Origin of the sequence: Pseudoalteromonas sp. CH_XMU1449-3 (assembly GCF_037027245.1) — a bacterium.
Lineage (GTDB): Bacteria > Pseudomonadota > Gammaproteobacteria > Enterobacterales > Alteromonadaceae > Pseudoalteromonas > Pseudoalteromonas shioyasakiensis.
Window position 1 is genome coordinate 1 of record NZ_JAYMDY010000034.1, and the last position, 17,479, is coordinate 17,479.

17 protein-coding genes, 4 tRNA genes and 1 riboswitch are annotated in these 17,479 nt (G+C 43.4%); of the genes, 16 read left to right on the forward strand and 5 right to left on the reverse strand.

Features of this window, described 5'->3' with window-relative positions:
• Positions 1 to 299: 299 nt before the first annotated feature.
• The gene (locus WA256_RS20450) at positions 300 to 590 is read right to left on the reverse strand and encodes a hypothetical protein (RefSeq protein WP_054554123.1); all 291 of its coding nucleotides are present in this window, start codon (positions 588 to 590) and stop codon (positions 300 to 302) included.
• A gap of 72 nt (positions 591 to 662) precedes the next feature.
• Between WA256_RS20450 and WA256_RS20455 the strand changes: the two genes are divergently transcribed.
• Positions 663 to 875 carry a hypothetical protein gene (locus WA256_RS20455; protein WP_335993202.1) on the forward strand — a complete coding sequence of 71 codons (213 nt, stop codon included), beginning with the start codon at positions 663 to 665 and terminating at the stop codon, positions 873 to 875.
• A gap of 268 nt (positions 876 to 1,143) precedes the next feature.
• Here WA256_RS20455 and epmB read toward each other — a convergent pair whose 3' ends face one another.
• Entirely contained in the window at positions 1,144 to 2,157 is a 1,014-nt protein-coding gene (gene epmB / locus WA256_RS20460; protein ID WP_335993204.1) for an EF-P beta-lysylation protein EpmB, read from the reverse strand.
• Positions 2,158 to 2,198: 41 nt separating this feature from the next.
• Here epmB and efp point away from each other — a divergent pair, with 41 nt between their 5' ends.
• Both efp and epmA read left to right on the forward strand, forming a co-directional pair.
• Positions 2,199 to 2,765 (forward strand): elongation factor P, encoded by a 567-nt coding sequence (efp, locus tag WA256_RS20465; protein WP_054554126.1) that lies wholly within the window; start codon positions 2,199 to 2,201, stop codon positions 2,763 to 2,765.
• 65 nt (positions 2,766 to 2,830) lie between these two features.
• Entirely contained in the window at positions 2,831 to 3,805 is a 975-nt protein-coding gene (epmA, locus tag WA256_RS20470) for an elongation factor P--(R)-beta-lysine ligase (RefSeq protein WP_335993207.1), read from the forward strand.
• Positions 3,806 to 3,880: 75 nt separating this feature from the next.
• On the opposite strand, the gene WA256_RS20475 is transcribed toward epmA, so the two are convergent.
• Complete coding sequence (locus tag WA256_RS20475) at positions 3,881 to 5,980, reverse strand: TonB-dependent receptor (RefSeq protein WP_062566547.1); 2,100 nt, start codon at positions 5,978 to 5,980, stop codon at positions 3,881 to 3,883.
• A 123-nt stretch (positions 5,981 to 6,103) separates the two neighbouring features.
• On the opposite strand from WA256_RS20475, the gene WA256_RS20480 reads away from it, so the two are divergent.
• The 8 genes from WA256_RS20480 to WA256_RS20515 all read left to right on the forward strand — a co-directional run bounded on the left by WA256_RS20480 (position 6,104) and on the right by WA256_RS20515 (position 13,647).
• Entirely contained in the window at positions 6,104 to 6,493 is a 390-nt protein-coding gene (locus WA256_RS20480) for an acyl-CoA thioesterase (protein ID WP_054561129.1), read from the forward strand.
• A 166-nt stretch (positions 6,494 to 6,659) separates the two neighbouring features.
• A complete protein-coding gene (locus WA256_RS20485) occupies positions 6,660 to 7,019 on the forward strand; it encodes an META domain-containing protein (RefSeq protein ID WP_330218873.1) in 360 nt (119 codons plus the stop codon).
• Between the two features lie 64 nt (positions 7,020 to 7,083).
• A riboswitch (TPP riboswitch) is annotated at positions 7,084 to 7,185 on the forward strand.
• Between the two features lie 145 nt (positions 7,186 to 7,330).
• Positions 7,331 to 9,283, forward strand: a complete 1,953-nt coding sequence (gene thiC / locus WA256_RS20490; RefSeq protein ID WP_105174459.1) for a phosphomethylpyrimidine synthase ThiC — start codon at positions 7,331 to 7,333, stop codon at positions 9,281 to 9,283.
• Between the two features lie 73 nt (positions 9,284 to 9,356).
• Positions 9,357 to 10,361: an FAD-dependent oxidoreductase gene (locus tag WA256_RS20495; protein ID WP_335993212.1), complete on the forward strand. Its 1,005-nt coding sequence runs from the start codon at positions 9,357 to 9,359 to the stop codon at positions 10,359 to 10,361.
• An 8-nt stretch (positions 10,362 to 10,369) separates the two neighbouring features.
• Entirely contained in the window at positions 10,370 to 10,567 is a 198-nt protein-coding gene (gene thiS / locus WA256_RS20500; protein ID WP_171041525.1) for a sulfur carrier protein ThiS, read from the forward strand.
• Position 10,568: 1 nt separating this feature from the next.
• Positions 10,569 to 11,351, forward strand: coding sequence for a thiazole synthase (locus WA256_RS20505; RefSeq protein WP_335993215.1), 783 nt, complete (start codon positions 10,569 to 10,571; stop codon positions 11,349 to 11,351).
• Positions 11,352 to 11,366: 15 nt separating this feature from the next.
• A complete protein-coding gene (thiE, locus tag WA256_RS20510; protein WP_335993217.1) occupies positions 11,367 to 12,890 on the forward strand; it encodes a thiamine phosphate synthase in 1,524 nt (507 codons plus the stop codon).
• Between the two features lies 1 nt (position 12,891).
• Positions 12,892 to 13,647, forward strand: coding sequence for a HesA/MoeB/ThiF family protein (locus WA256_RS20515; protein ID WP_335993219.1), 756 nt, complete (start codon positions 12,892 to 12,894; stop codon positions 13,645 to 13,647).
• 74 nt (positions 13,648 to 13,721) lie between these two features.
• Here WA256_RS20515 and asd read toward each other — a convergent pair whose 3' ends face one another.
• Both asd and rsgA read right to left on the reverse strand, forming a co-directional pair.
• Positions 13,722 to 14,588, reverse strand: coding sequence for an archaetidylserine decarboxylase (gene asd, locus WA256_RS20520; protein ID WP_171038291.1), 867 nt, complete (start codon positions 14,586 to 14,588; stop codon positions 13,722 to 13,724).
• 18 nt (positions 14,589 to 14,606) lie between these two features.
• Positions 14,607 to 15,665 (reverse strand): small ribosomal subunit biogenesis GTPase RsgA, encoded by a 1,059-nt coding sequence (gene rsgA / locus WA256_RS20525; protein ID WP_058585944.1) that lies wholly within the window; start codon positions 15,663 to 15,665, stop codon positions 14,607 to 14,609.
• 122 nt (positions 15,666 to 15,787) lie between these two features.
• On the opposite strand from rsgA, the gene orn reads away from it, so the two are divergent.
• The 5 genes from orn (at position 15,788) to WA256_RS20550 (ending at position 17,285) form a co-directional block, all read left to right on the forward strand.
• On the forward strand, positions 15,788 to 16,333 hold the full coding sequence (gene orn / locus WA256_RS20530) for an oligoribonuclease (RefSeq protein WP_054554138.1): 546 nt from the start codon (positions 15,788 to 15,790) through the stop codon (positions 16,331 to 16,333).
• Between the two features lie 276 nt (positions 16,334 to 16,609).
• Positions 16,610 to 16,685: transfer RNA gene (locus WA256_RS20535), tRNA-Gly, on the forward strand.
• 103 nt (positions 16,686 to 16,788) lie between these two features.
• Positions 16,789 to 16,864 (forward strand) — tRNA-Gly (locus tag WA256_RS20540).
• 167 nt (positions 16,865 to 17,031) lie between these two features.
• Positions 17,032 to 17,107: transfer RNA gene (locus tag WA256_RS20545), tRNA-Gly, on the forward strand.
• Between the two features lie 102 nt (positions 17,108 to 17,209).
• Positions 17,210 to 17,285: transfer RNA gene (locus WA256_RS20550), tRNA-Gly, on the forward strand.
• Positions 17,286 to 17,479 lie beyond the last annotated feature (194 nt).

Sequence of the window (17,479 nt, forward strand, 5' to 3'; positions counted from 1 at the left end):
CGCGACCATCTTAACTGTATCTGTGGTGTCTAACGACTCTTGAACGACTTTTATTTTAAATTCGAGGGAATATCTACGCTGTGACTTTACTTTCATGATTACTGACTCCAAAAAGGTGTCTACTTTTATGGAGTCAGATCAGAGTTGTGTTGTTTGTGGGTCTTGTTAAAGACCTATATCGTGGGAGGCGTTTTAACGCCGAAAAACAATACTCGGCTAAAGCAGCTCCCACATGTAGGCGTGAAATTTATTTCGCGCGATAGCCTCTATTTACAATAATTAAAATAGAGGCTTCTACGTTACTTAAACGTCGCTAACAGTTGTAGTAACTGTTGCAGTTTAATAACGGTTTTTTTCAGTTTTTCTTCATCCATACCGTCGTTGCTTAAGCTTTCTACATCAGCAGCAACATCGAGAACGTAAGGTTTAAAGCGTTTCGCTTCAAAATCAAAGCCAGCATCTTTTGCAAATAAGGCTTTGAATTTGCCATGGCCTTGCTGCTGTAAATCATCTAATTTTTTATCAGCATCAAGTGCCTGACGATAAACGATTTTTAGGTTAGCATTGAGTTGTTCAATAATTGAATCCATTTTTTTCCTAAAGCTTTAGACTGCAATGCCGATATAGTACGTGGATTGTCATAAAAAGTCAGGTAATGAACTATGAATATATCAGGATCAAGCTTACCAGCGATGAGTGGCGGTGGTGAAAGCGCAGAAGTTTACAGCGCATCGCTTGCTAAAAAACAGCAAAAGGCTGATGGTGCTGCGGCACTTGCACTTATCGAAGGCGCAGCAATGAACACCAATGCTGCACAAACACCTGCTAAGTCGGTAACTGCGACACTAGGTAACAACGTAAACGTATACGTTTAGTTGTTAAATTAGATAGGGCGTGTTGACCCTTTATGATTGATTTTGCAGCAGTGTGTTTGGTATTTAGGCAAGGCAGAGCTTATGTAGTGTGGTTGTTCCACATAAATAGGCGATAACGCAGCATTAATGCCAAACACGCGCTGCCCTTCGGGTTCTTCCTAGGGGCGATTAACTCTTTGTTACTCGATTTTTACTTAGCCCACTAGGTTACAAATCTCGCGCCGCGATTAAATCACCCCTAGAGTGAACAAATTTCAATCAACAAAGGTCAACACGCCCTTAGATCGATAGGCGTTTTACTTTTTTCGCCGCCGATCTCGCGCACCAGCTTAGGAACTAAGAACCCCGGCAATGCTGCCAGCATAGCCGTTACGATTTCCCGTGCCTGACTCTCAGCTATGTCAAAATGGCTAGCACCCTCAACTTTATCGAGTAGATGTAAGTAGTAAGGAAGTATATCTGCCTCAAACAGAGCCTCACTAAGTGCAACTTGCGACTCGACAGAATCATTCACATCTTTTAGTAACACCGCCTGATTTAATAACGTAACCCCTGCAGCTTTTAACTTTTGCATGGCCATTTTAAAGTCATCATCAATTTCGTTAGCGTGATTGATATGGTTTATAAACACCACTTTTAACGGTGATGCAGCAAAGCGTGCACATAGCTCATCGGTAATTCTTGCAGGGATCACCACAGGTAAGCGGCTGTGAATACGCATGCGTTTAATTTGCGGAAGCTGCTCTAACTCATCCATAAACCAACTAACAGCATCGTCTTTGGCCATCAATGGATCGCCACCACTTAAAATGACTTCGTTGATGTTGCTGTCTGCTTTTATGTAAGCCAGTGCGTCAATCAAGCTGCGTTTATTTAATTGGTTTTCTTGATAAGGAAAATGGCGTCTAAAACAATAACGGCAATTTACAGCACAGCCGGTTTTAAACATCACTAAAACCCGAGAGCGATACTTGTGTAACAAACCAGGTTGGTTGTTATCTTGCTCTTTTAGAGGATCTTTGTCGTAACCTGTTTTTGCTAAAAACTCTTGGTGTCTGGGCATCACTTGCAGCAAAAGAGGGTCGTTTATGTCGCCATAACGCATTTTTTTGATAAAAGGCAGTGGCACGCGGACAGGAAAAAGACTGCGTGCTTTGAGGTCTTTTTCGTCTACTTTGCTTGATAATCCTAGCATTTCTAGCAAGCGTTCAGGACTAGTGACAACATTTGCCAATTCTTTTTGCCAGTTTTTATGCAAATTTACTTCATTTCTTTGTATCATTGACACGTAGATTACTCGAAATTATTTAGACAGAGGAAACGATGGCGAATTATAGCACCAATGAGTTCAAGGGCGGCCTAAAAATTATGTTAGACGGCGAACCTTGCAGCATCTTAGAAAATGAAATGGTAAAACCAGGTAAAGGCCAGGCGTTTAACCGTGTTCGTATTCGTAAACTTATCACAGGTAAAGTACTAGAAAAAACATTCAAGTCAGGTGAATCAGTTGAAGGTGCAGACGTAATGGATACAGATTTAGCGTATCTATACACTGACGGTGAGTTCTGGCACTTCATGAACAACGAAACATTTGAGCAAATCGCTGCTGACGAAAAAGCGCTTGGCGACAATGCAAAATGGTTAGTTGAAAATGACGTTTGTACAATCACGCTTTGGAACGGTAGCCCAATCGCTGTGACTCCACCAAACTTCGTTGAATTAGAAATCACTGAAACAGATCCTGGTCTAAAAGGTGATACAGCGGGTACTGGCGGTAAACCAGCAACATTAAGCACAGGTGCTGTTGTTCGTGTTCCTCTATTCGTACAAATCGGCGAAGTGATCAAAGTTGATACACGTAGCGGTGAATACGTGAGCCGTGTTAAGTAACAGGCTTTGTTAATTAATTTATTATAAAATCCCAGCTTCTGCTGGGATTTTTTTTGGGAAACACTATGTCTAATGTCCTTTGGCAACCAAGCGCCGATATTGAAACTTTACGCCACCGTGCCGCTATCATCCGCCGTATTCGCGAGTTCTTTTATGATCGTGATGTTATGGAGGTTGAAACGCCAAGCTTAAGTGCGGCCAGTGTAACCGATGTGCATTTAGCGACATTTAGTACCGAGTTTGTTGGTCCTGGTCATGCTGGTGGCTTACCACTTTATTTGCAAACTTCCCCTGAGTTTGCCATGAAGCGTTTACTTGCTGCAGGCTCTGGAGCTATTTTCCAGCTATGCAAAGCTTTTCGTAATGAAGAGGCGGGTAGTCATCATAATCCTGAATTTACAATGCTTGAGTGGTATCGTCCGGGTTTTGATGAATTTGCGCTTATGGATGAAATGGATGAGCTTATGCAATTAGTGCTCGGCGTAGAAAGCGCAGAGCGACTCACTTATCAGCAAGCCTTTGTAAACGCCTTAGGTGTAGACCCTTTAACTGCTGATGTGAGTACATTACAGCAACTAGCATCAGAGCAGGGCTTTGCCGATATTGCCGCGAATGAAACACACCGCGACACCTTGTTGCAGCTGTTATTTTGTATGAAGGTTGAGCCAACTATTGGCCAAGAAAAGCCTTGTTTCGTTTATCATTTTCCAGCTTCGCAAGCAGCTCTTGCGCAAATTTGCCAACATGATGAGCGAGTAGCAGGGCGCTTTGAGTTATATTTTAAAAATATGGAACTGGCAAACGGCTTTAATGAGCTGACCAATGGCAAAGAGCAAGCAGCTCGTTTTAGTGAAGATAATCAGTACCGAGAAGCAAATGGCTTAAAGCATGTGCCAATGGATGAGCGTTTGATAGCTGCACTAGAGCATGGCTTACCACAATGTGCGGGTGTCGCACTGGGCATTGATCGACTCATTATGCTGGCAACGAATAAACAAAAGATTAAAGACGTACTCGCCTTTGATGTTGAAAGGGCTTAACTTATTTGGCTCTAGGCTCTAGGCTCTAGGCTCTAGGTGTTTGGGTGCTAGATAAAAAACCTAGCACCCTATTGCTTATAACTCGTAAATAAATGTCACACCGGCAACCATAGGTTCGCCAAGCTGTGTGTATGTATGAGTGGTGTAACCGTCTAATGGATCGTTACCAAACTCAAAACCACGAGTCGGTACGTCTTCGTCAAATAAGTTACGTGCCCATGCATTAATGCTCCAATTATCACTTTCATAACCAAATGAAGCATTCACTAAATTAGTGCTTGGTGCTTGTGAGTTATGGCTGTCAGAGAAGTAGTAATCGTCTTTGCCTTCTACACCAATTGATGCATAAAGTGCTGGCGTAAAGTTATAACGCGCAGTGAATGCATATTGGTATTTAGGAGCTTGTGCTTGATCTCGACCATCTTGATCTAGGCCTGATTGCGCAACAAAGTCATTGATTTCTGTATGTAGATAACCTGCACTACCCGTTAGTAGTAAATTGTCAGTAGCTTGGAAGCTGCCTTCAATTTCTAAACCATAGTTTTCGCCAGAGCTGGCGTTATCGATATAACCTGTGAATTTTTGGCCTTCAACTTGCCACGATTTTAGCTGCATATCTTCACGGTACATGTAGAAAGCGGCAAGACGTAACACAAACTTATCGTCCAAAGAGCTGCCTTTCACACCAAACTCACCGCTCCATAGGTATTCAGGGGCAAATGATGTGTGATTAGCAAAGAAATCAGCATCTAGGTTTAAGCCTTCGTCTTTTGCTTTTGCTAAAGCTTCAGAGTTAATACCGCCAGCTTTATAGCCACGAGTAATGCTGGTGTAGATCATGGTGCGATCAATGACTTGGTATTCAAGTGCAAGCTTACCGCCCACCATGACATCATCGGTTTCTTCAATAAAACCGTTGTTGTCGGTGTAGTCGCCCTGATACTGCTCAACACGTAAACCTGTGATTAAGGTTGTTTTTGGGCCGATAGGTGTTGCTAATTGACCGTATGCAGCAATATTGCTGGTTTCATAAGTTGATGCAAATGGTTGCGCAAGCCAAGTGTATTGACGTTCTAAGTCAACTTCGCGACCTTGATAGTAAATGCCTGCGACCCATTCACCAGATTTACCACTAAATTGCAGCTCAGCCGCTTGATCTTGGCGATCGCGAAAGTAAGCATCTGTTGAGCTATAACCCCAATCATGTAAGCCAGCGGCACATAATTCAGGTTGGGCTTCATCATTACACACCCAGTCTTCGTCATAGCTGTATAACAGCTCGCTGTCGATACCAGATAGGTTTAAGCTAACATCAAAAAAGTCAAAGCCGGTGTATATGTTTGCTAGGCCAACCGCAATGCTTTCTTGGTTGTCTTGGCCTGGCTCATCAGCAACACTGTAACGGCTGTTATCTAGTGTGAATGCGTCATAGCCGTTATTTATATCGATGTAATGTACATTCAGTTCAGTACGCAGATGATCGGTCAATTGGCTGTGTAACTTAAAGCGAGAAACAAGCTCATCTTGTTGCTGTGTATCTTCACCTAAATAACGGTTTTCAACATAGCCATCCGATTCACGTTGATAAATGCTGGCGCGTACTGCTGTGTCGTCAGTAATACCCGTACCTGCGGCTATACCTGCTTCATAGCTGTTGTAGTTGCCCGCACCTAATTGTATTTTCACACTTGGGTCAAGAGTGGGTGTTGCAGATTCCATTTGAATCATGCCAGCTAAGGCATCAGCACCAAAGCGAGTCCCTTGTGGGCCGCGATAAATTTCAACTTGGTCGATATCAAATAACAGTGAACTGCCGCCTAAACCAGAGTAGTTAATACCGTCGATCACTAAGCCAACCGAAGGATTAATAGGGTCAACAAACTGTGAGCGTAAACCAACACCACGAATTTGCACGAAACGACCACGAGATGCACCAGAGGTAAAGTTTACATTCGCTGCACTAGCAAGCATCTCATCTAAAAACTTTGCACCACGTTGATTGATTTCATGATCTGAAAACAAGCTTGCGCTGGCACTAAGGGTTTGAATGCTTTCTCTTTTGAAATCACCGGTAACTTCAATTGTTTCTAGATCACCGTCTTCAGCGTAAGCAATTGAAGATGCTGCGAATAAAGGCAGGATGGCAGCAGATAATAATGATAAACGTCGTTTCATGCGGATTCTTAACTCCATTTTCGGGACTGCTATTTTAGCAACCTAGCTAGCCAAATGGCTATAAAATCAATTTTTATGGTATAAACGCAGGCAATTATACGTAAATTGATTAGGAATACGACTATGACCTTTAAAGTAGACTTTAAAGTGCGTGATTATGAGTGTGATTTACAAGGCATTGTTAATAACAGTGTTTATTTTAATTACCTAGAGCATGCTCGCCATGAGTTTTTACATGCTCAAGGTATCGACTTTGCAAAGCTAGCAAGAGAAAAAGTAAACCTTGTCGTGCTGCGAAGCGAAATGGATTACAAGGCATCACTAGTGCCGGGCGATGAGTTTTACGTTGCAGTTGAGCCTGAGCGTATCAGCCGTTTAAAGTTTGCTTTTAGGCAAACGGTGTATCGTAAACATGACGATAAAGTGATGCTGCAAGCTTTGGTGATTGGCACGTCGGTAAATGAAAAAGGTCGTCCTTTTTTACCAGAAGAAGTCGATAACTTATTCAAATAGTCTGCGTTGTTATTTAAAAAGCTAACTTAGAACAATTTTTTACAGATAAAACATGTTTTTTTAACGATCAATTGCGTTAAATGTTGTTATTATTACTACATTGAAATTTGAATCGTAAAAAAATATGAAGTTAGTAGCCTTGCCCCTCCTTTTAGTATTATTTTGCATGGGCTGCTCATCGACAGGGACAGTCACTAGTGAGCAATTAAAATATACACAGTGGCAATTATCAAAAGTGAATGGTTTAGCCATTCCTGTATCCCAAACAGCCTCGCTGCGTTTTATCGAAGCGATGCAGGTTAACGGCTTTGCTGGCTGTAATAAATTTTTTGGTGAAGGTGCGCTCAGCGAAGATACGCTAACAGTAAATAAGTTAGGTATGACACGTAAATCTTGTGGTGAGCAAGTTGATGCGCTTGAGCAGCAATTACTGTCAACGCTAAAAGAAGGTGCGGCCATTACTTTAACTGGTGAGCAACTGACCTTGCAAGGTGAGCACCACTTTACCTTCATTGCAAAAAACTAAAGTAGCTTAGCTTGCAGCAAATTTTTAACTGACGTACACTCAGGGCGTTTTAAAAGAAACGAATTTATACTTGTCGGAGTGCCTTTAATAAGGCTGAGATCGCGAAAGCGGGATCCGTGAACCTGATCAGGCTAACACCTGCGTAGGGAACAAGCTGCCTCACTGGGCGCTTGTGCGCCAAATTTTTGGGGCATAAGCGGTACAGGCTGCACTAGTAAGCACTTAGCTTATTGACGATCCAATGGCGTTTGCCACTCTCTATTGCATTTGCAATATCTGACAAGACAACCCTTAAAGCAATGAGGTAAGTCATGTCAAACACAACAACTAAACCATCTCGCCGCGAAGTCCGCGCGGCTGCATCAGATTATATTTATAACTTAACGGGGCAACCGTTTCCTAATTCTCATAAAGTTTATGTAGAAGGTACACAAGACAATGTACGAGTAGGGATGCGTGAAATCACCCTCAGCGATACCTTTATCGGTGGTACAGAAGAAAACCCAGTATTTGAGCCTAACGCGCCAATTCGTGTTTACGATACCTCGGGCCCATACACTGACCCCGACTTTAAACTTGATGTGCGCAAGGGTCTTGAAAAATACCGTGAAAAGTGGATTGAAAGCCGCGGCGACACTGAAATTTTAGACTCAGTGACTTCGCAATTTTCTCAACAGCGAATGGCAGATGAAGGGTTAGATCATATCCGCTTTGAACACCTACCAAAGATCCGCCGTGCAAAAGCCGGTAAAAACGTAACGCAAATGCATTATGCGCGACAAGGCATTGTGACGCCTGAAATGGAATATGTGGCGATCCGTGAAAACATGGGACGCGCTAAAATACGTGAAGAGTTACTTGCGGCCCAGCACAAAGGCGAATCGTTTGGCGCTAGTATTCCTGATTTTATTACCCCTGAATTTGTGCGTGATGAAATTGCCCGTGGCCGCGCTGTGCTTCCTAACAACATCAACCATCCTGAAACTGAGCCGATGATCATTGGCCGAAACTTCTTAGTTAAGGTGAACGCGAATATTGGTAATTCGTCGGTCACATCATCAATCGAAGAAGAAGTAGAAAAAATGGTGTGGTCGACTCGTTGGGGCGCCGACACGGTGATGGACTTATCAACGGGTCGCTATATTCACGAAACCCGTGAATGGGTGGTACGTAATTCGCCAGTGCCAATTGGTACCGTACCAATTTACCAAGCGCTTGAAAAAGTAAACGGTGTGGCTGAAGACCTAACGTGGGAGATTTTCCGCGATACCTTGATTGAACAAGCAGAGCAAGGTGTTGATTACTTTACTATTCATGCTGGAGTATTACTGCGTTACGTGCCAATGACGGCAAAGCGTGTTACCGGTATTGTTTCGCGTGGTGGCTCAATCATGGCGAAATGGTGTTTAGCGCACCATAAAGAAAACTTCTTATACACGCACTTTGAAGAAATTTGTGAAATTTTAAAACAGTACGATGTGTGTTTTTCATTAGGTGATGGCCTGCGTCCGGGCTCTATTGCTGACGCTAATGACGAAGCCCAGTTTAGCGAATTACGTACTTTAGGTGAGCTGACAAAACTTGCTTGGAAACATGATGTGCAAGTGTTCATCGAAGGCCCTGGCCATGTGCCAATGCATATGATCAAAGAGAACATGGAAGAGCAGCTTAAACACTGTGAAGAAGCACCGTTTTACACGCTTGGTCCATTAACCACGGATATTGCACCGGGGTACGATCATTTCACATCAGGTATTGGCGCTGCGCAAATTGCTTGGTACGGCTGCGCTATGCTTTGTTATGTAACCCCTAAAGAGCATTTAGGCTTACCAAACAAAGAAGACGTTAAAGAAGGTTTAATCACTTACAAAATTGCTGCTCATGCTGCCGATTTGGCAAAAGGCCACCCGGGTGCGCAAGAGCGTGACAACGCATTATCAAAAGCGCGCTTTGAGTTCCGTTGGCACGACCAATTTAACCTAGGTTTAGACCCTGAACGCGCCCGCGAATATCACGACGAAACACTGCCACAAGAATCAGGCAAGATTGCACATTTTTGCTCTATGTGTGGCCCTAAGTTCTGCTCGATGAAGATCACTCAAGAAGTACGTGATTACGCCAAAGATCTTGAAGCAAGAGGCATAGATCCGAATAACGTAGGTGATGCTATCGAAATCAAAATGGTTGATGTTGAAGCCGAAATGAAAGCGAAATCAGACGAGTTTAAAAAAACAGGCTCTGAGATTTACCACAAAGCCGTTTAATTGATGGAGCTAGGCATCAGCGATAGGCTTTGGGTTTTGACCTAAGGCCTAGAGCCTAGCGCCTAGAAAGTTTATGTCATTAAAGATAGCGATACTGGGTTTTGGTTTAACTGGCCGTTTAACTGCATTAGCACTTGCTAAAGAGCATCAGTTAAGTGTGTTTGAGCAAGATGATGAACATGCTAGCAACAGTGCCGGCAGCGTTGCTGCAGCGATGTTAGCCCCCCTTGCTGAATCAGTACTGTGTGAACAGGATTTGGCCATACAAGGGCTTAATAGCATCATTCGTTGGCAGCAAATTTTAAGTGAGCTCGATGACGCTGTGTATTTTCAACAAACAGGCAGTTTAGTGGTTGCTCATCAGCAAGATAAGGGCGATTTACAAAGTTTTGTGAGCCGCTTAAAGCCACTTGAAAGCTATCAGGCACAGGCATTGGTCGGCACTCAAATCGCTGATCTTGAGCCAGAACTAGCTGGGCGTTTCCATCAAGGTGTGTATTTACCTTGTGAAGGGCAACTCGATAACCAAGCATTTTATAGCGCTAGTTTTAAAAAGCTTACCTCGCAAGGAGTGCAATTTAACTTTGGCTGTAAAGTTGAATTGAACGCCCATCAAGTGAATGGCCAAAGCTTTGATTATGTATTTGATTGCCGCGGCTTAGGTGCTAAACAGGCTGAACCCTTACTGCGTGGAGTAAGAGGGGAGGTGGCGCGTTTATATGCACCAGAGGTGAACCTAACCAGACCGATACGACTGATGCATCCGCGTTACCCAATTTATATTGCTCCTAAGCCAAACCATCAATTTGTGATTGGTGCGACTGAAATCGAATCACAAGACCGCGGTAAAGTCACCGTGCGCTCGGCGCTGGAGTTATTGTCTGCTGCTTATACGGTGCATAGCGGCTTTGCTGAAGGGCGTATCGAGAGCTTGCAATCGGGGCTTCGTCCTGCGTTTGTAGACAACCGTCCAAAAGTCACAAAACAAGGTCGAGTGATCAGTATTAATGGCTTGTACCGTCATGGCTATCTACTTGCGCCTCAGGTGGTTGATGATGCAGTGAGCTTAATTGCTTAAGGATAAAAATGAATATTTTAATTAATGGTCAGTCAGTTACAGTGAACGACAATACATCGCTGACTCAGGCGTTAAGTCAATTTGGCGCAAGACCGCCATTTGCGGTTGCCGTTAATGGTGACTTTGTACCCCGCAGTCAATGCGATGCAAAAACCCTCAACGAAGGCGACAGCATTGAGTTATTGTCGCCAATTCAAGGAGGCTAAGATGGATAATTTTTCGGTTTATGGTGAGCAATTTACGAGTCGGTTACTGATTGGCTCAGCACTGTACCCTTCGCCAAGTGTTATGACTGAGTCGATAGTGGCCTCACAGGCTGAGATTGTCACCGTTTCATTAAGACGCCAGCAAAGCGCTGCTGCGGGTGATGATTTTTGGCAATTGATAAAAAACACTGGGTTAAAGGTGCTGCCGAATACGGCGGGTTGTCATAGCGTAAAAGAGGCGGTGACCTTGGCGCAAATGTGCCGCGAAGTATTTGCCACTGACTGGATCAAGTTAGAACTAATTGGTGATGAATATAATTTACAGCCCGATCCAATCGCATTGCTTGAAGCCACTAAAATTTTATTGGCCGATGGCTTTAAAGTTTTACCTTATTGCACAGATGATTTAGTGCTGTGTCAGCGCCTCGCTGATTTAGGCTGCGAAGTATTAATGCCTTGGGGCGCACCGATTGGCACGGGTAAAGGCTTGCTGAATCCTTATAACTTAAAAATGATCCGTGAGCGCTTGCCAAACCATACTTTAATTGTTGATGCAGGCTTAGGTTTACCATCTCATGCCTGCCAAGCGCTTGAATTAGGGTATGATGCCGTATTATTAAACTCGGCAATTGCGGGTGCAGGTTGCCCAGTAACGATGAGTAAAGCGTTTAAGAGTGCGGTTGAGGCGGGGCGATATAGCTATTTGGCTAAAGCGATGCCAGAAAAAGACGTAGCAAGCCCATCAACGCCGACGCTCGGGATGCCATTTTGGCATCAAGAATAAAATGTGAGGAATAACATGAATCAGGTTGTATGGACCATAGCTGGCTCAGATTCGGGCGGCGGTGCAGGAATTCAAGCCGATATCAAGGCAATGCAAAGTTTTAATGTACACGGCTGTACGGTTATTACTGCTTTAACGGCACAAAATAGTTTAGGTGTAGAAGCGCTGAACCCGATTTCAACAGAGGTGATTGAGTCGCAACTATTAGCCTTAGCCAGCGATATGCCTGCCAGTGTGATTAAAATTGGCATGCTTGCCAATGTGCAGCAAATACAGCTTATTAGTGAGCATTTAAAACATTACAAAGCAACCTGGGTAGAGCCGCCTTTGGTTGTTTATGATCCTGTTGCTATTGCCTCAAGTGGTGATTTATTAACAGAAGAAGATACCGTTAGTGCCATTAAAGAGTGCTTATTACCATTAGTCGATGTAGTAACACCGAACACCCACGAAACGCAGCTATTAACCGGTGTTTATTTGATTGGCCCAAGCGCAGTGAAAGAAGCCGCAGAGAAGTTAGCAGGCTATGGTGCAAAAGCGGTGATTATCAAAGGGGGTCATTGGGATTACCCAAGTGGCTATTGCATTGATTACTGCGTGCAAGGTGAGCAGGAATATTGGCTTGGTAACGAAAAAATTCAAACACCGCATAGTCATGGTACTGGATGCAGTATGGCCTCTGTGATTGCTGCGTGTTTAGCCAAACAGTATCCACTCAAAGATGCCTTTATTTTAGCGAAAGCCTATATAAACCAAGGTTTAAAAGCTGCCATTCGATATGGTGAAGGGATTGGACCTGTTGCACACACTTGCTTTCCAACAAATCTAGCTGATTACCCACAAGTCATCGAGGCGGGAAGTTGGCTCGGTGATGAGCTCGACTTTGACTGCCCGGTTGATTTTACCATGGCAGCAGGTTTTGCAGAGTGCGACTCTAAACAGCTTGGGTTATATGCCGTTGTTGATACGGTTGATTGGTTAGAGAAGTGTTTAGCCGAAGGGGTTAAAACAGTTCAATTAAGAATGAAAAATGCAGACGATGCAGCACTTGATGAGTCGATTGCAAGTGCGGTTTTGCTGGGGCAGAAGTACGATGCGCAGGTATATATTAATGATTATTGGCAATTGGCGATTAAGCACGGCGCTTATGGTGTGCATTTAGGACAAGAAGACTTACAAACCGCTAATTTAATTGCCATAAAAGAGGCGGGGTTACGCTTAGGTGTTTCGACTCATGGCTTTTATGAGATGCTGCGTGCACATAATTACAGACCAAGTTATATGGCGTTTGGCGCTATTTACCCAACCACCACTAAAGACATGACGGGGCAAATTCAGGGCTTAGAAAAGCTCGAAAAATTTGTGCCGTTGATGGCCGATTATCCAACGGTCGCGATTGGTGGAATTGACTTATCTCGTGCTGAGCAAGTTGCGAGCACGGGTGTTGGCAGTGTTGCCGTAGTACGTGCGATTACTGAAGCCGAAGACTATCAAGCAGCCATTGCCAAGTTAAAACAACTGGTCGAAGGTCAGTCTTAATATGAGCGCGTTAAGCGACAAAGAGCAAATTCGTTATAGCCGCCACTTGCTACTAAAAGAGGTGGGGCATGCGGGGCAGCAAAAGTTAAAGTCTGCACATATTGTGGTTGTCGGAGCAGGTGGGCTTGGCTCACCGGCACTGTTTTATTTAGCGGCAGCAGGAATAGGAACGCTCACTTTGATTGACGACGATAAGGTTGAGCTTTCAAATCTACAGCGACAAATACTCTATAAAGTAAACCACATGGGGCAGGCAAAAACACAGGCGGCTGCCAAGGTGTTAAGCAGTTTAAATAATCAAATAACGGTTAAACCTCTATGCCAAAAGCTTGATGAAAGTAACTGTGCTGAGCTACTTGAAGGTGCTGACATCATCCTCGATTGCAGTGATAACTTTGCTACCCGCTATTTGGTTAATCGCTGTTGTTTAGCTAAATCTATTCCGCTTGTTTCAGCTGCGGCTATTGCAACACAGGGGCAGGTGATGAGTTTTAATTTTCGTGATGAACAGAGTCCTTGTTATGGTTGTGTATTCCCACAAATGGAGGAGCAAACAGCGCTTAATTGTGACAATGCTGGGGTATTGAGCCCGTTGCTGGGTGTTATGGGGTGCATGCAAAGTTTATTGGCTATCAATATATTGCTTGGCCATAAAACGGGTAGCGAGTTTATTCAATTTGATGGGCTAACACTAATGCAGCAGCGCTTTAATATTCAAAAAGATAGTGAATGTTCAGAGTGTAATCGTGGGGTGTAGGCGCGGTTTATAATGAATTTTAAGCAAACCACTATTGCTCAAGTGGTTTGCTTAATTGTGCTTAATTGAATTTATTAGTCGTTAATTTTCGCAAATGGTGTGCCCATGCGGGTCACTGTTTCTGGGTGTTGATCTGATAAGAACTCAGCTTGATTTGCTCCCCAGGCTAAAATAACGGTAGAGCCTAACTTAAAGCGACCCATTTCTTCACCCTTCTTCAGAGTAATCGCATTGTCACCTTCAGTTGGGTAATTCCAACTAAATACATCTTTACCTGCTGGTGGCGTTACTGTGCCTGCCCAAATAGTCTCGATGCTAGCAACAATTGTTGCACCTACAAGTACCATGGCTAGCGGGCCAATTTCAGTTTCAAAGATAGCCACAACACGCTCGTTACGAGCAAATAGGTTAGGTACATTTTGTGCTGTTAACGGGTTTACCGAAAATAAATCACCCGGTACGTAGATCATTTTGCTCAGCGTACCATCAACAGGCATGTGAATACGGTGGTAATCTTTAGGCGCTAAATAAATAGTCGCAAACTTACCGCCTAAAAACGGCGCTGTGTCTTCTTCTTTGCCACCAAGGAGGGCTTGTAAGCTGTAGTCATGGCCTTTTGCTTGGATGATTTGACCGTCTACTACATCGCCTAATTGGCTAATTGCACCATCAACTGGGTGAGCAATAATGTCGCTTTCTTCAGCAAGTGGACGAATACCTTCTTTTAATGGGCGAGTGAAAAACTCATTAAAAGTTTTGTAATGAGCTGGATCTGGGTATTTAGCCTCACTCATATCAATTTTGTATTGTTTGATAAACAATTTAATTAAGGCCGTTGTTAAGCCACCCGCTTTTGCTGCTGCTAACTTGCCAACCATGCGCGAAATGAAATGTTTTGGCATGGCATATTGCATAGCAATTTTGAATTTATCTAAACTCACTTGTTATTTCCTAAATAGTTATACGCGAGGAGCGCGTGCACCAGCACGGCCGTCGGCCATAGTTTCTAAAATTCGGTGGTAACTGTCAAAACGAAGTTCTGAAATTTCACCATCATCAACAGCTTGGCGAATTATACAGCCAGGATCGTTTAAATGTTTACAATCGCGAAAACGACAGCCACCAATAAAATCACGGAACTCTTTAAAGCACCATGTAACGCGCTCAACATCTAAATGCCATAAGCCAAACTCACGAATTCCCGGTGAGTCGATTAGGTTACCTCCACTTGGTAAATGGTGTAATCGCGATACGGTTGTTGTGTGTTGACCAAGGCCGCTGTTCTCAGATACTTCTTGGGTTAAGATGTCAGCATCAGGCAGTACAGTGTTCACTAAGGTTGATTTACCCACACCACTTTGACCAACAAAAATGCTGTTTTTATCGACCAGTTTTTGTTTAAGCTCAGCAATGCCTTGACCGGTTTTATTACTGACTAATAGTACTTGATAACCTAGCTCACGATAGATATCGAGAATTTCATCAATAAAAGCAAGGCCTTCATCGTCAATTAAATCTATTTTGTTAAGCACTAAAATAGGCTCAATCCCCATGTCTTCACAGGCAACTAAATAGCGGTCGATAATGTTTGGCGTAAACTCAGGCAATACAGCAGAGACCATTAAAATTTGGTCAATATTGGCAGCGACGACTTTCACCCCGTCATAAAAATCAGGGCGAGTTAGTTGTGAGCGACGCTCATGAGTTGCTTCAATAACGCCTGCTAAGTCGCCTTCGCTAACTTTTGCACGGCGAAAAATAACTTCATCACCACATACAAGGCTCGATACTGTTCTGCGTATATTACAGCGCAATACTTCGCCTGATTCGGTTTCGATATCGGCATGTTGGCCAAATCGACTGATCACAACCGCATTTTCGGCAGGGCCTAAATTGTCATTTTGCCATTGCACAGTTGCCCCTTTCTGTTGCTTTTTGTCTGCATTAGAGAGGCGTTTTTGATGATTGGCCTTAATTCGACGCGATTGGCCTTTACTTAATTTCTTTTGTTTTGCCACTTTTGGCCTATAACTTGAGTAAATGTCGGGCTTTTTGAAAAAAAAGCTTTAGGTCGACTGATGATACTAATATGATATATCTAAATGCGTTGGATCTAAAGGAAAGCACCGCTAAGGTAACTATGTCTTTTCATAAATCAAATCTTATCTGGCTCGACCTGGAAATGACAGGCCTCGAACCAGCAACAGATAAAATACTCGAAATTGCCACTGTTGTCACCGACAGTGATTTAAACATCTTGGCTGAAGGCCCTGTTATTGCTATTCATCAAAGCGATGAACTGCTTGATGGCATGGACGAGTGGTGCACGACTCAGCACGGTCAATCTGGTTTAACAGCTCGTTGTAAAGCAAGCACATTCACTGAACAAGATGCTATTGATCAAACATTGGCATTTCTAAAGCAATGGGTACCTGCGGGTGCTTCACCTATGTGTGGTAATTCTATCGGCCAAGACCGCCGTTTTATGAATAAGTACATGCCTGAATTGGAAGACTACTTTCACTACCGTAACCTTGATGTGAGTACAGTTAAAGAACTTGCACGTCGTTGGAAACCTGACGTATTAGCGCAAGTGAACAAAAAAGGTTCACATCTAGCCCTCGACGATATCAAAGATTCGATCATGGAATTAAAGGTTTACCAAGAAAAATTCTTTAATTTGTAAAAAACATTTGCAAACACATCGGATTATTGTAGAATCCTGCCCCGCTTAAGACGTTAACCCCCGCGGGGTTAGTGTGTCTTTAGCTAAACTTTTATAGTTGAAAGTTATAATTTGCGGCACTAGCTCAGTTGCCAGAACGTTTACCGCAACCTACAGGTTGTGCGCCAACGGACAAATTACTGACTACTTTAAAGCGGCACTAGCTCAGTTGCCAGAACGTTTCACCGCAACCTTCAGGTTGTGCGACAACGGAAAAATTACTGACTACTTTTGAATGCGGCACTAGCTCAGTTGGTAGAGCGCAACCTTGCCAAGGTTGAGGTCACGAGTTCGAGCCTCGTGTGCCGCTCCAATTTCTTCACCAAAAGAAATTGATATAAGTTTCAAGTGGAAAGTTGAAAGCACCAAGCTATTCAAACTTGTAACTTGAATCTTGTAACTAGAAACTATTTAATGCGGCACTAGCTCAGTTGGTAGAGCGCAACCTTGCCAAGGTTGAGGTCACGAGTTCGAGCCTCGTGTGCCGCTCCAATTTCTTCACCAAAAGAAATTGGCTTAAGTTTCAAGGGGAAAGTAACTAACTTGAAGCTTGTAACTTAAAACTAGTAACTTATTGTGCGGCACTAGCTCAGTTGCCAGAACGTTTCACCGCAACCTTCAGGTTGTGCGACAACGGACAAATCACTGACTACTTAAAAGCGGCACTAGCTCAGTTGGTAGAGCGCAACCTTGCCAAGGTTGAGGTCACGAGTTCGAGCCTCGTGTGCCGCTCCAATTTCTCACCAAAAGAAATTGATATAAGTTTCAAGGGGAAAGTTGAAAGCACCAAGCTATTCAAACTTGTAACTTGAATCTTGTAACTAGAAACTATTTAAAGCGGCACTAGCTCAGTTGGTAGAGCGCAACCTTGCCAAGGTTGAGGTCACGAGTTCGAGCCTCGTGTGCCGCTCCAATCTCTAAAAAATCCCAAAACACTTTCTTAAATAATTTAGTTAATACCAAGGTTTGATCTGACTCCATAAAAGTAGACACCTTTTTGGAGTCAGTAATCATGAAAGTAAAGTCACAGCGTAGATATTCCCTCGAATTTAAAATAAAAGTCGTTCAAGAGTCGTTAGACACCACAGATACAGTTAAGATGGTCGC

What these genes read in the sequence shown, in the direction of transcription:
- WA256_RS20450 (WP_054554123.1), bottom strand. Translation starts at nt 590, where the DNA reads ATGGATTCAATTATTGAACAACTCAATGCTAACCTAAAAATCGTTTAT.
- orn (WP_054554138.1), top strand. Translation starts at nt 15,788, where the DNA reads ATGTCTTTTCATAAATCAAATCTTATCTGGCTCGACCTGGAAATGACA.
- WA256_RS20480 (WP_054561129.1), top strand. Translation starts at nt 6,104, where the DNA reads ATGACCTTTAAAGTAGACTTTAAAGTGCGTGATTATGAGTGTGATTTA.
- thiC (WP_105174459.1), top strand. Translation starts at nt 7,331, where the DNA reads ATGTCAAACACAACAACTAAACCATCTCGCCGCGAAGTCCGCGCGGCT.
- WA256_RS20485 (WP_330218873.1), top strand. Translation starts at nt 6,660, where the DNA reads ATGGGCTGCTCATCGACAGGGACAGTCACTAGTGAGCAATTAAAATAT.
- epmA (WP_335993207.1), top strand. Translation starts at nt 2,831, where the DNA reads ATGTCTAATGTCCTTTGGCAACCAAGCGCCGATATTGAAACTTTACGC.
- WA256_RS20475 (WP_062566547.1), bottom strand. Translation starts at nt 5,980, where the DNA reads ATGAAACGACGTTTATCATTATTATCTGCTGCCATCCTGCCTTTATTC.
- thiE (WP_335993217.1), top strand. Translation starts at nt 11,367, where the DNA reads ATGAATCAGGTTGTATGGACCATAGCTGGCTCAGATTCGGGCGGCGGT.
- epmB (WP_335993204.1), bottom strand. Translation starts at nt 2,157, where the DNA reads ATGATACAAAGAAATGAAGTAAATTTGCATAAAAACTGGCAAAAAGAA.
- thiS (WP_171041525.1), top strand. Translation starts at nt 10,370, where the DNA reads ATGAATATTTTAATTAATGGTCAGTCAGTTACAGTGAACGACAATACA.
- efp (WP_054554126.1), top strand. Translation starts at nt 2,199, where the DNA reads ATGGCGAATTATAGCACCAATGAGTTCAAGGGCGGCCTAAAAATTATG.
- WA256_RS20495 (WP_335993212.1), top strand. Translation starts at nt 9,357, where the DNA reads ATGTCATTAAAGATAGCGATACTGGGTTTTGGTTTAACTGGCCGTTTA.
- WA256_RS20515 (WP_335993219.1), top strand. Translation starts at nt 12,892, where the DNA reads ATGAGCGCGTTAAGCGACAAAGAGCAAATTCGTTATAGCCGCCACTTG.
- WA256_RS20505 (WP_335993215.1), top strand. Translation starts at nt 10,569, where the DNA reads ATGGATAATTTTTCGGTTTATGGTGAGCAATTTACGAGTCGGTTACTG.
- WA256_RS20455 (WP_335993202.1), top strand. Translation starts at nt 663, where the DNA reads ATGAATATATCAGGATCAAGCTTACCAGCGATGAGTGGCGGTGGTGAA.